Below are 17,250 nucleotides of genomic sequence, written 5' to 3'. Positions count from 1 at the left end.
ATCATGGCAGAACTGACCACGTTGGCCCGACCTTACGCTAAGGCTGCCTTCGAGCATGCCCAGGCCCATCAGCAACTGGCCAATTGGTCAGCCATGCTCGGCCTGGCTGCTGCGGTGTCGCAAGACGACACCATGCAGCGCCTGCTCAAGGCCCCGCAACTGACTAGCGCAGAAAAGGCCGCCGCATTCATTGAAGTGTGCGGTGACAAGTTTGACGCCAAGGCACAGAATTTCATTCATGTTGCCGCGGAAAACGAACGTCTCCTGCTTCTGCCGGAGATTTCGACTCTGTTCGACCTGTACAAGGCCGAGCAAGAGAAGTCCGTGGACGTGGAAGTCACCAGTGCTTTTGCGTTGAACCAAGAACAGCAAGACAAACTCGCCAAGGTTCTCAGTGCACGGTTAGGCCAGGAAGTGCGCCTGCACGCGTCGGAGGATGCCAGCCTGATCGGCGGCGTCGTCATCCGCGCTGGCGACCTGGTAATCGACGGTTCGGTTCGCGGGAAAATCGCGAAACTGGCCGAAGCCTTGAAATCTTGAGTTTGAAGGGGCAGCAGAGCAATGCAGCAACTCAATCCTTCCGAAATTAGTGAAATCATCAAGGGCCGCATCGACAACCTCGATGTCGGCTCCCAAGCCCGTAACGAAGGTACCGTCGTTTCGGTTTCCGACGGCATCGTGCGGATCCACGGTCTGGCCGACGTCATGTACGGCGAAATGATCGAGTTCCCTGGCAGCGTATTCGGCATGGCCCTGAACCTGGAGCAAGACTCCGTAGGTGCAGTGATCCTGGGTGCCTATGACACCCTCGCCGAAGGCATGAGCGCCAAGTGCACCGGTCGCATCCTGGAAGTTCCGGTGGGTAAGGAACTGCTGGGTCGCGTCGTCGACGCACTGGGTAACCCGATCGACGGCAAAGGTCCTCTGGGCAACACCCAGACCGACGCGGTCGAGAAAGTCGCTCCAGGCGTGATCTGGCGTAAGTCGGTAGACCAGCCTGTACAGACTGGCTACAAGTCCGTCGACGCCATGATCCCTGTCGGCCGTGGCCAGCGCGAGCTGATCATCGGTGACCGTCAGATCGGCAAGACCGCCATGGCCATCGACGCCATCATCAACCAGAAAGACTCCGGTATTTTCTGTGTTTATGTTGCAGTCGGCCAGAAGCGTTCCACCGTTGCCAACATCGTTCGCAAGCTGGAAGAAGCCGGCGCCCTGGCCAACACCATCGTGGTCGTTGCCAGTGCTTCGGAATCCGCCGCGCTGCAGTTCCTGGCGCCTTACGCCGGCTGCACCATGGGCGAGTTCTTCCGTGACCGCGGCGAAGACGCCCTGATCGTTTACGATGACCTGTCCAAGCAGGCCGTTGCCTACCGTCAGATCTCCCTGCTGCTGCGCCGTCCACCAGGACGTGAAGCGTACCCAGGCGACGTGTTCTATCTCCACTCCCGTCTGCTGGAGCGTGCATCGCGCGTTTCCGAAGAGTACGTCGAGAAGTTCACCAACGGTGCCGTAACCGGCAAGACTGGCTCGCTGACCGCTCTGCCGATCATCGAAACCCAGGCTGGCGACGTTTCCGCGTTCGTTCCGACCAACGTGATCTCGATCACCGACGGTCAGATCTTCCTGGAATCGGCCATGTTCAACGCAGGCATCCGTCCTGCCGTTAACGCCGGTGTGTCGGTATCCCGTGTTGGTGGTGCCGCCCAGACCAAGATCATCAAGAAGCTGTCCGGTGGTATCCGTACCGCCCTGGCCCAGTACCGTGAACTGGCGGCCTTCGCCCAGTTCGCTTCGGACCTGGACGAGGCTACCCGCAAGCAGCTGGAGCATGGTCAGCGCGTTACCGAGCTGATGAAGCAGAAGCAGTACGCGCCAATGTCGATCGCCGACATGGCCCTGTCGCTGTACGCCGCTGAGCGTGGTTTCCTGACCGACGTAGAAGTCTCCAAGGTTGGCAGCTTCGAGCAAGCGCTGATTGCCTACTTCAACCGTGATCACGCCGAACTGATGGCCAAGATCAACGTGAAGGGTGACTTCAACGACGAAATCGACGCGGGCATGAAAGCCGGTATCGAGAAGTTCAAGGCCACCCAGACCTGGTAAGCCGCAGCGGGGGCTCCGGCCCCCGCTTGCTAACCTGATAGGTGATACATGGCAGGCGCAAAAGAGATTCGCAGTAAGATTGCGAGCATCAAAAGCACGCAAAAAATTACCAGCGCCATGGAGAAAGTGGCGGTCAGCAAGATGCGCAAGGCACAAATGCGCATGGCTGCTAGCCGTCCTTACGCGGAGCGTATCCGCCAGGTGATCGGTCATCTGGCCAACGCCAACCCGGAATACCGCCACCCGTTCATGATCGAGCGCCCTGTAAAGCGCGCCGGTTATATCGTGGTGAGCAGTGACCGTGGTCTGTGCGGTGGCTTGAATACCAACCTGTTCAAGGCCCTGGTCAAGGACATGAACGAAAACCGCGAACAGGGCGTTGAAATCGACCTGTGCGTGATCGGCAGCAAGGGTGCGACTTTCTTCCGCATCTTTGGCGGCAACGTCGTAGCCGCGATCAGCCACCTGGGCGAAGAGCCATCGATCAATGATCTGATCGGCTCCGTCAAAGTGATGCTGGACGCCTACCTGGACGGCCGTATCGATCGCCTCTCGGTGGTTTCGAACAAGTTCATCAACACCATGACCCAAAAACCGACGGTAGAGCAGTTGGTACCGTTGGTGGCAACCCCGGATCAGGAACTCAAGCACCACTGGGACTACCTGTACGAACCCGACGCAAAAGAGCTGCTGGACGGCTTGATGGTGCGTTACGTGGAGTCGCAGGTGTACCAGGCGGTGGTCGAGAACAACGCTGCTGAACAAGCGGCCCGGATGATCGCCATGAAGAACGCCACAGACAACGCCGGTGATTTGATCAAAGAGCTTCAGTTGATCTACAACAAGGCGCGTCAGGCTGCGATCACCCAGGAGATCTCGGAAATCGTCGGCGGCGCTGCCGCGGTTTAACGGTTCAAAAATTCAGAGGATCCAGCTATGAGTAGCGGACGTATCGTTCAAATCATCGGCGCCGTCATCGACGTGGAATTCCCACGTGATGCCGTGCCGAGTGTTTACAACGCGCTGAAAGTACAAGGCGCGGAAACCACCCTGGAAGTTCAGCAGCAGCTGGGCGACGGCGTGGTTCGTACCATTGCGATGGGCTCGACCGAAGGTCTGAAGCGCGGTCTGGATGTCGTCGACACCAAGGCTGCCATCTCGGTACCTGTCGGCAAGGCAACCCTGGGCCGTATCATGGACGTCCTGGGCAACCCGATCGACGAAGCCGGCCCGATCGGCGAAGAAGAGCGTCGCGGTATCCACCAGCCAGCGCCTTCGTTCTCGGACCAGGCAGGCGGCAACGACCTGCTGGAAACCGGCATCAAGGTTATCGACCTGGTCTGCCCGTTCGCCAAGGGTGGTAAGGTTGGTCTGTTCGGTGGTGCCGGCGTCGGCAAGACCGTGAACATGATGGAACTGATCCGTAACATCGCCATGGAACACAGCGGTTATTCCGTGTTCGCTGGTGTGGGTGAGCGTACTCGTGAGGGTAACGACTTCTACCACGAGATGAAGGACTCCAACGTTCTCGACAAGGTAGCGCTGGTCTACGGTCAGATGAACGAGCCACCAGGAAACCGTCTGCGCGTAGCGCTGACCGGCCTGACCATGGCTGAGAAGTTCCGTGACGAAGGTAACGACGTTCTGCTGTTCGTCGACAACATCTATCGTTACACCCTGGCCGGTACCGAAGTATCCGCACTGCTGGGCCGTATGCCTTCGGCAGTAGGCTACCAGCCGACCCTGGCCGAAGAGATGGGCGTTCTGCAAGAGCGTATCACTTCGACCAAGGAAGGTTCGATCACCTCCGTCCAGGCCGTATACGTACCTGCGGACGACCTGACCGACCCGTCGCCAGCGACCACCTTCGCCCACTTGGACGCCACCGTCGTTCTGTCCCGTGACATCGCTTCCCTGGGTATCTACCCAGCGGTCGATCCACTGGACTCGACTTCGCGCCAGCTGGACCCGAACGTGATCGGCACCGAGCACTACGAGACCGCGCGTGGCGTTCAGTATGTTCTGCAGCGCTACAAAGAGCTGAAGGACATCATCGCGATCCTGGGTATGGACGAACTGTCCGAAGCCGACAAGCAACTGGTTGCCCGCGCTCGTAAGATCCAGCGCTTCCTGTCGCAGCCGTTCTTCGTGGCCGAAGTCTTCACCGGCTCGCCAGGCAAGTACGTTTCGCTCAAGGACACCATCGCTGGCTTCAGCGGCATCCTCAAAGGTGACTACGACCACCTGCCAGAACAAGCGTTCTACATGGTCGGCAGCATCGACGAAGCGATCGAGAAAGCCAAGAAACTGTAATCCCGGCGCCCCGCAAGGGGCGCTAATCAGGTTGAGGCAAGCAGATGGCTATGACAGTCCATTGCGATATCGTCAGCGCGGAAGGAGAGATCTTTTCCGGCCTGGTCGAGATGGTAGTAGCGCACGGCAACCTGGGCGATCTGGGTATCGCTCCAGGCCACGCGCCGCTGATCACCAATCTCAAGCCTGGTCCGATCACGCTGACCAAGCAAGGTGGCGATCGTGAGGTGTTCTACATCTCCGGTGGTTTCCTCGAAGTGCAGCCGAACATGGTCAAGGTTCTTGCCGACACCGTGCAGCGCGCTGCCGATCTGGACGAAGCTCAGGCTCAGGAAGCCCTCAAGGCTGCTGAGAATGCTCTGAACGCGAAAAGCTCGGACTTCGACTACGGTGCTGCTGCCGCACGTCTGGCCGAGGCTGCAGCTCAGCTGCGTACTGTCCAGCAATTGCGCAAAGGCAAGTAATCCGGCCCTGGCCGCTTACTTTCGCTGCGATTGAGTTAAAGGGTAGCCTCGGCTACCCTTTTTCTTTTTCTAAAAATTCCCTTTTTGGTCACGTCCCTGACCGCTCAGGATTGGTAGCCAGTCAATGTCCCTCGATATCGTCATCCTCGCCGCCGGCCAAGGCACCCGCATGCGCTCGGCGCTGCCCAAGGTGCTGCACCCGGTAGCCGGCAACTCCATGCTCGGTCATGTCATCCACAGCGCGCGCCAACTGCAGCCCAAGGGCATTCATGTGGTCATTGGCCATGGCGCCGAGCGGGTGCGCGAGCGCCTGGCTGCGGACGACCTGAATTTCGTCATGCAGGACAAGCAACTGGGCACTGGCCATGCCGTGGCCCAGGCACTGCCTGCCATTACCGCCGACACCGTGCTGGTGTTGTATGGCGATGTGCCGTTGATCGAGGTGCAAACCCTGCAGCGCCTGCTGGCCAAGGTCAGCGCCAGCCAGCTGGGCCTGTTGACGGTGAACCTGGCCGACCCCAGCGGTTATGGCCGGATCGTTCGGGACGCCCAGGGCCAGGTCATGGCGATCGTCGAGCACAAGGACGCCAGCGAGGCGCAAAAGGCGATCAAGGAAGGCAACACCGGCATCCTCGCCATGCCGGCGGCGCGCCTGGCCGACTGGATGGGGCGCTTGTCCAACAACAACGCCCAGGGCGAGTACTACCTGACCGATGTGATCGCCATGGCCGTGGCCGATGGCCTGGTGGTGGCCACCGAACAGCCCCACGACCCGATGGAAGTGCAGGGCGCCAACGACCGCCGCCAGCTGGCCGAGCTCGAGCGCCATTACCAGCTGCGCGAAGGCCGCCGCCTCATGGCCCAGGGCGTGACCCTGCGTGATCCGGCGCGCTTCGATGTGCGTGGCGAAGTGACCGTAGGCCGCGACGTGCTTATCGATATCAACGTGATACTCGAAGGCCGGGTGGTCATCGAGGACGACGTGCAGATCGGCGCGAACTGCGTGATCAAGGACAGCACCCTGCGCAAGGGCGTGGTGATCAAAGCCAATAGCCATATCGAAGGCACGGTGATGGGCGAGGGCAGCGATGCCGGACCGTTCGCGCGCCTGCGTCCGGGTAGCGTGCTCGAGGCCCGTGCCCATGTGGGTAACTTCGTCGAGCTGAAGAACGCGCACCTGGGCGAAGGCGCCAAGGCCGGTCACCTGAGCTATCTGGGCGATGCCGAGATCGGCGCGCGTAGCAACATCGGTGCTGGCACCATCACCTGCAACTACGACGGCGCCAACAAGTTCCGTACGGTGATGGGCGAGGACGTGTTCATCGGCTCCAACAACTCGCTGGTGGCGCCTGTGCAAATCCAGGCCGGGGCCACCACCGCGGCGGGGTCGACCATCACCCAGACGGTCGAGGCCGGGCAGTTGGGCGTGGCGCGGGCGCGTCAGCGCAATATCGAAGGCTGGAAGCGGCCGGAGAAGCTCAAGAAGAGCTGAGTTATCCACAGCGGTTTCGCTCGAAAGCCGGCTTATGTGAATAAGCCGGCTTTTTATTGGGTGCCGTATCGTGGTCCTTGTGTAGGAGCGGCCTTGTGTCGCGAAAGGGCCGCGAAGCGGCCCCCGCTATTTCTGCCTTTGGGCTGAGATCCTGGGGCCGCTGCGCGCCCCATCGCGACACAAGGCCGCTCCTACAGGGACCGGGTCAGGGTAGAGAAAAACTATCCCCAGCACAGCGGCAGCTTGACGAATCGTTCATCTTAGGTTTTGATTGAATCACTTATCTTTCGAATCGAAACTTAAAGCCGAAATGTCGAAACGTAATACCCCCCAGCGCCGCCACAACATCCTGGCCTTGCTCAACGAGCAGGGCGAGGTGAGCGTCGATGCCCTGGCCAAGCGTTTCGAAACTTCCGAAGTGACCATTCGCAAGGACCTCGCCGCCCTGGAAGCCAACGGCCTGCTGCTGCGCCGCTACGGCGGCGCGGTGACCATGCCCCAGGAACTGCTGGGCGATAACGTCCAGCCGGTGTCCCTGTACAAGCAGGCCATCGCCCGCGCGGCGGTGGGGCGCATCCGCGAACACGCGCGCATCATCATCGACAGTGGCAGCACCACGGCCGCGATGATCCCGCAGCTCGGGCGCCAGCCAGGCCTGGTGGTGATGACCAACTCGCTCAATGTAGCCCGGGCCATCAGCGAACAAGAGCACGAGCCGGTACTGCTGATGACCGGCGGCACCTGGGACCCGCACTCGGAGTCGTTCCAGGGCCAGGTCGCCGAGCAGGTACTACGCTCATACGACTTCGACCAACTGTTCATCGGTGCCGATGGCATCGACCTGGAGCGTGGCACCACCACCTTCAACGAACTGCTGGGGTTGAGCCGGGTCATGGCCGAAGTGGCCCGCGAGGTGATCGTCATGGTCGAGTCGGACAAGGTCGGCCGCAAGATCCCCAACCTCGAGCTGCCCTGGGGCAGCGTCAACACCCTGATTACCGATGACCGCCTGCCCGCCGAGGCACGCGAGCGGATTCAAGCCCGCGGCATCAACCTTATCTGCGCCGCTATCAGCTAGGAGCAACAACATATGTGTGGAATCGTCGGTGCCGTTGCCGAGCGCAATATCACAGCCATCCTCATCGAAGGCCTCAAGCGCCTGGAATACCGCGGTTATGACAGCGCTGGCCTGGCCGTGCTGACCGCGCAGGGCGGGCTTGAGCGCCGCCGTCGCATCGGCAAGGTCAGCGAGCTGGAGGCTGCTGTGGCCGCCGAGCCGCTGGCCGGGCAACTGGGCATCGCCCACACCCGTTGGGCGACCCATGGCGCACCGACCGAGGGCAATGCCCACCCGCATTTCTCCGGCCAGGAAGTGGCGGTGGTGCACAACGGCATCATCGAGAACCACGAAGCGCTGCGTGAAGAGCTCAAGGGCCTGGGCTACGTGTTCAGTTCGCAGACCGACACCGAGGTCATCGTCCACCTGATCCATCACCTGCTCAAGAGCATCCCGGACCTGGCCGACGCGCTCAAGGCCGCGGTCAAGCGCCTGCACGGCGCCTACGGCCTGGCGGTGATCAGCGCCAGCCAGCCAGACCGCCTGGTCGCCGCCCGTAGCGGCAGCCCGTTGGTGATCGGCCTGGGCCTGGGTGAGAATTTCCTGGCCTCCGACCAGTTGGCCCTGCGCCAGGTCACCGACCGCTTCATGTACCTGGAAGAAGGCGACATCGCCGAGATCCGCCGTGACCAGGTCAGCATCTGGGACCAGGCCGGTCGCCCGGTGCAGCGCGAGACCGTGCAGTACCATGAAGGCGCCGAAGCCGCTGACAAGGGTGTGTACCGTCACTTCATGCTCAAGGAGATCCACGAGCAACCGAGCGTGGTGCAACGCACCCTCGAAGGCCGCCTGGGCAAGGACCACGTGATGGTCCAGGCCTTCGGCCCGAATGCCGCCGAGCTGTTCGCCAAGGTGCGCAACGTGCAGATCGTCGCCTGTGGCACCAGCTACCACGCCGGCATGGTCGCCCGTTACTGGCTCGAAAGCCTGGCCGGCATCCCTTGCCAGGTGGAAGTGGCCAGTGAGTTCCGCTACCGCAAGGTGGTGGTGCAGCCGGACACCCTGTTCGTCTCCATTTCCCAGTCGGGCGAAACCGCCGACACCCTGGCGGCCCTGCGCAATGCCAAGGAGCTGGGTTTCCTTGGCAGCCTGGCGATCTGCAACGTCGGTATCAGCTCGCTGGTGCGTGAATCCGACCTGACCCTGCTGACCCTGGCCGGCCCGGAGATCGGTGTGGCCTCGACCAAGGCCTTCACCACCCAGCTGGTATCGCTGATGCTGCTGACCCTGGCCCTTGGCCAGGTGCGCGGCACTCTGGCCGCCGGCGTCGAAGCCGAGCTGGTGGACGAACTGCGCCGCCTGCCGGCCCGCCTGGGTGAAGCCCTGGCCATGGACGCTGTGGTCGAGAAGACCGCCGAGCTGTTCGCCGACAAGCACCACACCCTGTTCCTCGGCCGCGGCGCGCAATACCCGGTGGCGATGGAAGGTGCGCTCAAGCTCAAGGAAATCTCCTATATCCACGCCGAAGCCTACCCGGCCGGCGAGCTCAAGCACGGCCCGCTGGCGCTGGTAGACAGCGATATGCCGGTGGTCACCGTGGCGCCGAACAACGAGCTGCTGGAAAAGCTCAAGTCGAACCTGCAGGAAGTCCGCGCCCGCGGCGGTGAGCTGGTGGTGTTTGCCGACGAGCAGGCTGGCATGAGCAACGGCGAGGGCACCCACGTGATCAATGTCCCGCACATCAACGATGCGCTGGCGCCGATCCTCTACACCATCCCGCTGCAGTTGCTGTCGTACTACGTTGCCGTACTCAAGGGCACCGACGTCGACCAGCCGCGCAACCTGGCCAAGTCGGTGACGGTGGAGTAACACTGCGGCAGTGGTTGTGCCGTATCAATCACAACCCCCGGTCAGCCGGGGGTTTTTCGTTCTCAGGATGAGCAATAAAGATGTTGATGAAACTGGCGCCGAAAAGGCCGCGCAGCCTGCGCAAGTTCTACCTGTCGATAGGCGCGACGCTGGTAATCATGGTGGTCGGCCGCTATTACGCGCTCAAGGCCGAGAAACAACGGGCCGAGCAGCAGGCGCAGTGGATAGAGCAGGTGCTGCAGGAGAACAGCACGCTGCCCAGGCAGATCGATGCGGTCACCCAGCTGGTGCGGGTCGAGTTCGTCTGGGGGGATACGTTGCTCTATGTCTATCACGTTGGCCTGAGCGCCAACCTGCCGTGGGAGCGCCGGGCGAAGATGCAGGAGCGAGCCAGCCAGCAGCTGGAACAGCTGGCTTGCAAGGAGCCGCAAACGCTCGAAGCGATGCGCAGGTTCAAGCTCCGCCAGAAACATCTTTATGTCGCAGACGAAGCGGGCGAGTTGTTCCACGTCGAGCTGCGGCCCGACAAGCTGGTCTGCGCGAGCTGAGGAGCGCCGTGATGTTCATCGCAAGCTCGTCGTTATAGGAAAATTCTGTACGCCGTATCCGGCATGGATCAATGTTTTCCCCCGGTGTTTGCCCTAACGTCCCCCGACCCATCAGTCATCAAGGACGACAGGAAATGCAGACGCTGCAACGAAAGCACGATATCCAGCCATTGGAAGGCGCCGAAATGACCCTTCTGGTCAATGGCTTGCCGACGGTGGCCAGCGCCGGGGAAACCGTCCTCAGCGTGCTCAACGCGGTAGGCCTGCGCCAGGTGGCGCGCAATGATCACGGCCAGCTCAGCGGTGCCTACTGTGGCATGGGCGTCTGCCATTGCTGCCTGGTCCAGATCGATGGCCGCCCCAAGCGGCGCGCCTGCCAGACCGTGGTGCGGGCCGGCATGCGTATCGAGACCGAGGTGAACCGCGTGCAAGAGGAGGCCCATTCATGAGCCTTCGTCCAGTGATCGTCGGCGGTGGTTCGGCCGGCATGGGCGCGGCCATCGAGTTGGCCGACCATGGTGTGGACTGCCTGCTGTTCGACGAGGCTTCCCGTCCCGGTGGCGTGGTCTATCGCGGCCCACTGCGCGCCGGTGTCGACCTGGGCTACCTCGGCCCACGCTACACCAAGGCGCTGAACAAACTGCACGAGGATTTCGCGGCGAGTGCCGCGCATGTCGACCTGCGTTTGAACCACCGGGTGGTCGGTGGTGACGACCAGCGCCTGATGGTGCTAGACGCCGACGAGCGCCTGCACGAGATCGAATACTCGCACCTGCTGCTGGCCGCCGGTTGTCACGAACGCAACGTGCCGTTCCCCGGCTGGACCCTGCCTGGGGTGATCCTGCTCGGTGGCCTGCAGTTGCAGATCAAGAGCGGCGTGGTCAAGCCGCTGGGCAGCACCTTGATTGCCGGTACCGGGCCGCTGCTGCCGCTGGTGGCCTGCCAGCTGCACGCCGCTGGCGCCAAGGTCGCCGGGGTGTACGAAGCCTGCTCGTTCAACCGCATCGCCAAGGAAAGCCTGGCGCTGATGAACAAGCCGCAGCTGTTCCTCGATGGCCTGAGCATGCTTGCCTACATGAAGCTCAACGGCATCCCCATGCACTACGGCTGGGGCGTGGTGGGCGCCACCGGCGAGGATGAGCTGCAAGAGGTCAGCGTCGCGCCCTACACCCAGGACTGGAAACCGGACATGTCCCGCGTCCAGCGCGAGCAGGTGCGTACCCTGGCGGTTGGCTATGGCTTCATTCCGCGAACCCAGCTCAGCCAGCAGCTGGGCCTGGAACATGGTTTCAGCGAAGACGGCTACCTGCGTGCCGAATGCAACGTCTGGCAGCAGAGCAGCCGGCCGAACATCCACCTGGCCGGCGACATGGCCGGGATTCGCGGGGGTGAGGCAGCGATGCTCACCGGGCGAATCGCTGCGGTATCGATGCTCCAGCAAATGGGCAAGCTTGATGCCGAGCAGGCCATCGAACTGCGTGAGCGCTACCTGGGCAAGCTGGCGGCGATCAAGCGCTTCCGCTCCGGGGTGGAGCGCTACACCGCCCGCGGCGCCGCGCAGATCGAGCTGCCGCAGGCCGACACGGTGATCTGCCGGTGCGAGCATGTCACCCGCGAGCAGATCGACCTGGCCCTGGAGCAGGGCGTCGAGGACATGGCCAGCCTGAAGATGCGCACCCGGGTGAGCATGGGCGACTGCCAGGGCCGCATGTGCGTCGGCTACTGCAGCGATCGCTTGCGCAGCAGCACTGGGCGCAAGGACGTGGGCTGGCTGCGTCCGCGTTTCCCGGTCGACCCGATTCCGTTTTCCGCATTCGAACAACTGGGCACGGAGGCCTGAGCATGAACAAGACCTACGACATCATCATTGCCGGCGGTGGCGTGATCGGCGCGTCCTGCGCCTACCAACTGTCCAAGCGCGGCAACCTGAAGATCGCCCTGATCGACTGCAAGCGCCCAGGCAATGCCACCCGCGCCTCGGCCGGCGGGCTGTGGGCGATCGGCGAATCGGTGGGGTTGGGTTGCGGGGTGATCTTCTTTCGCATGATGTCTTCGCGCAGCAAGCGCGAGGCCAACGGCGCGGCGGTGGTGGTCGACTCGAGCACCCCGCACATCCTGCCGGAATGCTTCTTCGACTTCGCCTTGCAGTCCAACGCGATTTATCCACAGCTGCACCAGGAGCTGATCGAGCGCCACGGCATGGACTTCAAGTTCGAGCGCACCGGCCTGAAGTACATCATCCAGGACGAAGAGGACCAGCTGTACGCCGAGCATATCGTCAAGCAGATCCCGCACCTGGCCGACCAGGTGCGCTGGCTCGACCGTGATGCGCTACGCGCATCGGAGCCGGCGGTGACCCTCAAGGCCAATGGCGCGCTGGAGTTCCTCTGCGATCACCAGGTCAGCCCGTTCCGCCTGGGCGATGCCTATATGGAGGCGGCGCGGCAGAACGGTGTCGACCTGTATCCCAACGTGAACATCACCGGCGTGCTGCATGAGGGTTCGCGGATCAAGGGCGTGCGTACCGCCGAGGCCGGCGAGTTCCACTGTCAGACACTGATCAATGCCGCTGGCGCCTGGGCGGCGGAACTGAGCGAATGGGCCACCGGGCAGAGCATCCCGGTAAAACCGGTGAAAGGCCAGATCGTGCTGACCGAGCGCCTGCCCAAGCTGCTCGATGGCTGCATCACCACCAGCGATTGCTACATGGCGCAGAAGGACAACGGCGAGATCCTGATCGGCAGCACCACCGAGGAGAAGGGCTTCGACGTCAGCAACACCTTCCCGGAGATCAATGGCCTGGTGCAGGGCGCGATCCGTTGTGTGCCGCAGCTGGCGCAGGTGAACCTGAAGCGCACCTGGGCCGGCTTGCGCCCGGGTTCGCCGGACGAGCTGCCGATCCTTGGGCCTGTGGATAATGTCGAGGGTTATTTCAACGCCTGTGGACATTTCCGTACCGGCATCCTCACCTCGGCAATTACCGGGGTGTTGCTCGATAAAGTTGTCCACAATGAGGCGTTGCCGCTGGATATCACGCCGTTCCTGGCGTCGCGCTTCCGTGAAACTGTGGATAAACAGCAAGCCCACGGCTGACAGGACCGCCAGCCTTGCTGGCGAAACAAGCACCGCGGTAGAGGGCCACCGGGGTGCGAGGCCTTGGCTCAGATCTGCATCGCCTTGCCATCCACATTCATTGCCGCCTGGCGCAAGGCCTCGGAGCGGGTCGGGTGCGGGTGGCAGGTGAGGGCGATGTCCTCGGCCGAGGCCGAGAACTCCATGGCCACGCAGAACTCACCGATCATCTCGCTCACGCTCGGGCCGACCAGGTGCACGCCCAGCACTTCATCGGTCGTGGCATCGGCGATGACCTTGGCGAAGCCTTCGGTCTCGTGGTTGATCTTCGCCCGGCTGTTGGCGCTGAAGGGGAACTTGCCGACCTTGTAGGCGCGGCCCTCGGCCTTGAGCTGCTCTTCGGTCTTGCCGACGCTGGCCAGTTCCGGGCGGGTGTAGATGACGCCCGGGATGAGGTTGTAGTTGACCTCGTGGGGCTTGCCGGCGATGCGCTCGATGCACGACACCGCTTCATCCTCGGCCTTGTGCGCCAGCATCGGGCCGGAGGTGACGTCGCCGATCACCCAGATCCCGGGCACCGTGCTGCGGTGATGGTCGTTGGCGAGCATGCCGCGCTTGTCGGTGGCCAGCCCGACGCTTTCCAGGTTCAAGCCCTGGGTGTACGGGCGGCGACCGATGGCCACCAGCACGTAGTCGGCTTGCAAGGTTTCGGCGGTGCCACCGGCGGCTGGCTCCAGGGTCAGGCTGACGCCATCGGCCGAGGCCGTGGCCTGGGTCACCTTGCTGCCCAGCTTGAAGGTCATGCCTTGCTTGGCCAGGGCCTTCTGCAGGGTCTTGGCGGTTTCCTCGTCGGTGCCTGGGCAGATGCGGTCCAGGTACTCGATCACCGTTACCTCGGCGCCCAAGCGCCGCCAGACCGAACCCAGCTCCAGGCCGATCACGCCGGCACCGATCACGATCAGGTGCTTGGGCACCTGCGGCAACGACAGGGCGCCGGTGGAGTCGATGATGCGCTGGTTATCGATGGTTACCCCCGGCAGAGGCGTGGGCTCGGAGCCGGTGGCGATGACGATGTCCTTGGCCTGCAGGGTGGTTTCGCTGCCATCCTCGGCCTTGACGATAACCTTGCCGACGCCGTCCAGACGGCCCCAGCCCTTGACCCAGTCGACCTTGTTCTTGCGCAACAGGTACTCGATGCCCTTGGTCAGGCCGGTCACGCTTTGGTCTTTCTGTTTCATCATCTGGGCCAGGTTGAGGGTCGGCTTGACCTCGATCCCCAGGTGGGCGAATTCCTCGCCGCTGGCGGCCTCATACAGCTCGGAGGCGTGCAGCAGTGCCTTGGACGGCATGCAGCCGACGTTCAGGCAGGTGCCGCCGAGGGTAGCACGCCCCTCGACGCAGGCCACGCTCAGGCCCAGCTGGCCGGCACGAATCGCCGCGTTGTAGCCGCCGGGGCCGCCGCCGATGATCACCACGTCATAGGATTTCATGGGTTTTACTCCGAGAGTGTGAGGAAGCGAAGAGGGCACAAGGTTAATCCGCGATCGGCAGATTGTATACAATCTGTTGATTTTCACGATCCACAACGGTTCGACCATCGTCGTGTTTCACGGAAACTTCCTACGAATGAACTACCCTGATCCGGTGGCGTCCGACAAAAGAGGTGTGACGCCTGGTATCAACGAAAGGGAGGGTCATGAATGCTTGCGCAACTTCCACCTGCGTTGCAGAGCCTGCACTTACCTTTGCGCGTCAAGCTGTGGGATGGCAACCAGTTCGACCTGGGGCCCAGCCCGCAGGTCACCATCCTGGTCAAGGAACCCCAACTGATCGCCCAGCTCACCCACCCTAATCTGGATGAACTGGGTTCTGCCTTCGTCGAAGGCAAGCTGGAACTGGAAGGCGATATCGGCGAGGTCATCCGGGTCTGCGACGAGTTGAGCGAAGCCTTGCTCACGGATGAAGAGGAAGACTTGCCAACCCGCACCGCCCATGACAAGTCCACCGACGCCGAAGCCATCTCCTACCACTACGACCTGTCCAACGCGTTCTATCAACTGTGGCTCGATCCGGACATGGCCTATTCCTGCGCCTACTTCAAGGAGCCGGATAACACCCTGGCCCAGGCCCAGCAGGACAAGTTCGACCATCTGTGCCGCAAGCTGCGCTTGCAGGCCGGTGACTACCTGCTCGACGTCGGCTGCGGCTGGGGCGGGCTGGCGCGTTTTGCCGCCCGCGAGTACGGCGCCAAGGTGTTCGGCATCACCCTGAGCAAGGAGCAGCTCAAGCTCGGTCGCCAGCGGGTCAAAGAGGAGGGCCTGGCCGACAGGGTCGAGCTGCAGGTTCTCGACTACCGCGACCTGCCCCAGGACGGTCGCTTCGACAAGGTGGTCAGCGTCGGCATGTTCGAACATGTCGGCCACGCCAACCTCGAACTGTATTGCCAGCGGTTGTTCGGCGCGGTGCGTGAAGGGGGCCTGGTGATGAACCATGGCATCACCGCCAAGCATGTCGATGGCCGTCCGGTCGGGCGCGGCGCCGGAGACTTCATCGACCGCTATGTGTTCCCCCATGGCGAGCTGCCGCATATCTCGATGATCAGCGCGCGTATCTGCGAAGCGGGCCTGGAGGTGGTCGATGTCGAGAGCCTGCGCCTGCACTACGCCAAGACCCTCAACCACTGGAGCGAGAACCTGGAGAACCAGCTGCACCGCGCCGCTGCGCTGGTGCCGGAAAAGACCCTGCGCATCTGGCGCCTGTACCTGGCAGGTTGCGCCTACGCCTTCACCAAGGGCTGGATCAACCTGCACCAGATCCTCGCCGTGAAACCTTACGCCGACGGCCACCACGACCTGCCGTGGACCCGTGAGGACCTCTACCGCTGAGCGTTACAGGATCGGTGAAATCAGCCGTGCGATGCGCATCCCCAGTTGTTGCAGGCGGTGCGTGTCGCGGCTGTCCTCCGCGGTGATCTCCCGGGCCTGCGCGAAATCCCGCTCCAGCATCTGCTCGACCTGATCGGCGAAGGCGCGGTCCACGGTCAGCAAGGTGATCTCGAAATTCAGGCGGAACGAGCGGTTGTCCAGGTTAGCGCTGCCGATGGCGCTGATTTCGTCGTCCACCAGCACCACCTTCTGGTGCAGGAAGCCCGGTTGATACCTGAACATGCGCACCCCGGCACGGACGGCTTCGAAGGCGAACAGGCTGGAGGCGGCGTAGACGATGCGGTGGTCGGGGCGCGACGGGATCAGGATGCGCACATCCACGCCGCGCAGCACCGCCAGGCGCAGGGCGGCGAAGATCGCCTCGTCGGGGATGAAATAGGGGCTGGTGATCCATACCCGGCGGGTGGCCGAATGGATCGCCTCGAGGAAGAACAGCGCGCAGGTTTCCTGGGGGTCGGCCGGGCCACTGGCCAGGGCCTGGCACAGCACGCCGTCCTCGGGGTAGGTGTCTGGCAGGATCAACGGGGGCAGCTGGCGCGTGGCCCAGTACCAGTCCTCGGCGAACGACTCCTGCAGGCAGGCCAGCACTGGGCCGCTGACTTGCACATGGGTGTCGCGCCATGGCGACAGCTTTGGATGGGCGCCGAGGTATTCATCACCGACATTGTGCCCACCGAGGAAACCCAGCAGGCCATCGACCACCACGATCTTGCGGTGGTTGCGAAAGTTGACCTGGAAGCGGTTGAACCAGCCTCGGCGCGTGGCAAAGGCCTGGATCTGCACTGCGCCATCGCGCAGCGCCTGGCTGTAGCTGGCCGGCAGGGCGTGGCTGCCGACCCGGTCATACAGCACGAACACCCGCACCCCTTCGGCTGCCTTGCGCAGCAGCAGCTGTTGCAGCTCCCGCCCCAGGGCGTCGTCGTGGATGATGAAGAACTGCACCAGCACGGTGTCGCGGGCGGCGCGGATCGCCGCGAAGATCGCCTCGAAGGTGGCCTCGCCGTCGATCAGCAGCTTCACCTCGTTGTTGGCCAGGCACGGCATGCGGCCCAGCTTGGGCATCGCGCGCAGGGCTGCGTAGCTGTCCGACTCGCGGGCGGTGAGCGCTTCCTCCACCCAGGGCCGCCAGTTCAGGTTGGCCATGGCCACGTGCATTTCCTGGTTGGCCTGACGCCGCGCCTGGATGTAGGCATAGAAGGAACGGGCGCCGAACACCAGGTAGGGGATCAGGGTGAAGTAGGGAATGAACAGCAAGGACATGGCCCAGGCGATCGCACCCTGGGCGGTGCGCACGGTGAACACCGCATGCAGCGCGGCGGCGATGCCGAGCAGGTGAATCAGGCCGAGCACGTAACCGAAGAAGTAGGGGCTGTGGTAATCCATA

Annotated in this window: 15 protein-coding genes; 13 read left to right on the top strand and 2 right to left on the bottom strand. The window is 62.8% G+C overall.

The window, feature by feature from the left end:
* Positions 1-3: 3 nt before the first annotated feature.
* The 12 genes from NJG22_RS03945 (at position 4) to hcnC (ending at position 12,942) form a co-directional block, all read left to right on the top strand.
* Positions 4-540 (top strand): F0F1 ATP synthase subunit delta, encoded by a 537-nt coding sequence (locus NJG22_RS03945; RefSeq protein WP_023628561.1) that lies wholly within the window; start codon positions 4-6, stop codon positions 538-540.
* 21 nt (positions 541-561) lie between these two features.
* Positions 562-2,106, top strand: coding sequence for a F0F1 ATP synthase subunit alpha (gene atpA / locus NJG22_RS03940; RefSeq protein WP_038707082.1), 1,545 nt, complete (start codon positions 562-564; stop codon positions 2,104-2,106).
* A gap of 48 nt (positions 2,107-2,154) precedes the next feature.
* Positions 2,155-3,015, top strand: a complete 861-nt coding sequence (atpG, locus tag NJG22_RS03935; RefSeq protein WP_028690020.1) for a F0F1 ATP synthase subunit gamma — start codon at positions 2,155-2,157, stop codon at positions 3,013-3,015.
* A gap of 27 nt (positions 3,016-3,042) precedes the next feature.
* Positions 3,043-4,419, top strand: a complete 1,377-nt coding sequence (gene atpD / locus NJG22_RS03930; RefSeq protein ID WP_028690019.1) for a F0F1 ATP synthase subunit beta — start codon at positions 3,043-3,045, stop codon at positions 4,417-4,419.
* Positions 4,420-4,463: 44 nt separating this feature from the next.
* Entirely contained in the window at positions 4,464-4,883 is a 420-nt protein-coding gene (locus NJG22_RS03925; protein WP_011536500.1) for a F0F1 ATP synthase subunit epsilon, read from the top strand.
* 124 nt (positions 4,884-5,007) lie between these two features.
* Entirely contained in the window at positions 5,008-6,375 is a 1,368-nt protein-coding gene (gene glmU, locus NJG22_RS03920; protein WP_253092736.1) for a bifunctional UDP-N-acetylglucosamine diphosphorylase/glucosamine-1-phosphate N-acetyltransferase GlmU, read from the top strand.
* A 310-nt stretch (positions 6,376-6,685) separates the two neighbouring features.
* Complete coding sequence (locus NJG22_RS03915) at positions 6,686-7,453, top strand: DeoR family transcriptional regulator (RefSeq protein ID WP_253092734.1); 768 nt, start codon at positions 6,686-6,688, stop codon at positions 7,451-7,453.
* Positions 7,454-7,465: 12 nt separating this feature from the next.
* Complete coding sequence (gene glmS / locus NJG22_RS03910; RefSeq protein WP_253092732.1) at positions 7,466-9,301, top strand: glutamine--fructose-6-phosphate transaminase (isomerizing); 1,836 nt, start codon at positions 7,466-7,468, stop codon at positions 9,299-9,301.
* An 86-nt stretch (positions 9,302-9,387) separates the two neighbouring features.
* Positions 9,388-9,849, top strand: coding sequence for a hypothetical protein (locus NJG22_RS03905; RefSeq protein WP_253092730.1), 462 nt, complete (start codon positions 9,388-9,390; stop codon positions 9,847-9,849).
* Between the two features lie 134 nt (positions 9,850-9,983).
* On the top strand, positions 9,984-10,298 hold the full coding sequence (gene hcnA, locus NJG22_RS03900) for a cyanide-forming glycine dehydrogenase subunit HcnA (RefSeq protein ID WP_253092728.1): 315 nt from the start codon (positions 9,984-9,986) through the stop codon (positions 10,296-10,298).
* Positions 10,295-11,689, top strand: coding sequence for a cyanide-forming glycine dehydrogenase subunit HcnB (gene hcnB / locus NJG22_RS03895; protein ID WP_253092726.1), 1,395 nt, complete (start codon positions 10,295-10,297; stop codon positions 11,687-11,689). The genes hcnA and hcnB overlap by 4 nt, the downstream gene beginning before the upstream one ends.
* 2 nt (positions 11,690-11,691) lie before the next feature.
* Complete coding sequence (gene hcnC, locus NJG22_RS03890) at positions 11,692-12,942, top strand: cyanide-forming glycine dehydrogenase subunit HcnC (RefSeq protein WP_253092723.1); 1,251 nt, start codon at positions 11,692-11,694, stop codon at positions 12,940-12,942.
* 68 nt (positions 12,943-13,010) lie between these two features.
* On the opposite strand, the gene lpdA is transcribed toward hcnC, so the two are convergent.
* A complete protein-coding gene (lpdA, locus tag NJG22_RS03885; RefSeq protein WP_253092721.1) occupies positions 13,011-14,411 on the bottom strand; it encodes a dihydrolipoyl dehydrogenase in 1,401 nt (466 codons plus the stop codon).
* 210 nt (positions 14,412-14,621) lie between these two features.
* On the opposite strand from lpdA, the gene cfaB reads away from it, so the two are divergent.
* Positions 14,622-15,806, top strand: a complete 1,185-nt coding sequence (gene cfaB, locus NJG22_RS03880; RefSeq protein ID WP_253092719.1) for a C17 cyclopropane fatty acid synthase CfaB — start codon at positions 14,622-14,624, stop codon at positions 15,804-15,806.
* A 3-nt stretch (positions 15,807-15,809) separates the two neighbouring features.
* Here cfaB and cls read toward each other — a convergent pair whose 3' ends face one another.
* Positions 15,810-17,249 carry a cardiolipin synthase gene (cls, locus tag NJG22_RS03875; RefSeq protein WP_253092717.1) on the bottom strand — a complete coding sequence of 480 codons (1,440 nt, stop codon included), beginning with the start codon at positions 17,247-17,249 and terminating at the stop codon, positions 15,810-15,812.
* Position 17,250: the final 1 nt, after the last annotated feature.

The organism is Pseudomonas sp. VA159-2 (assembly GCF_024126635.1).
Classification (GTDB): Bacteria; Pseudomonadota; Gammaproteobacteria; order Pseudomonadales; family Pseudomonadaceae; genus Aquipseudomonas; species Aquipseudomonas muyukensis.
This window is presented reverse-complemented; position numbering and strand designations above follow the sequence as displayed.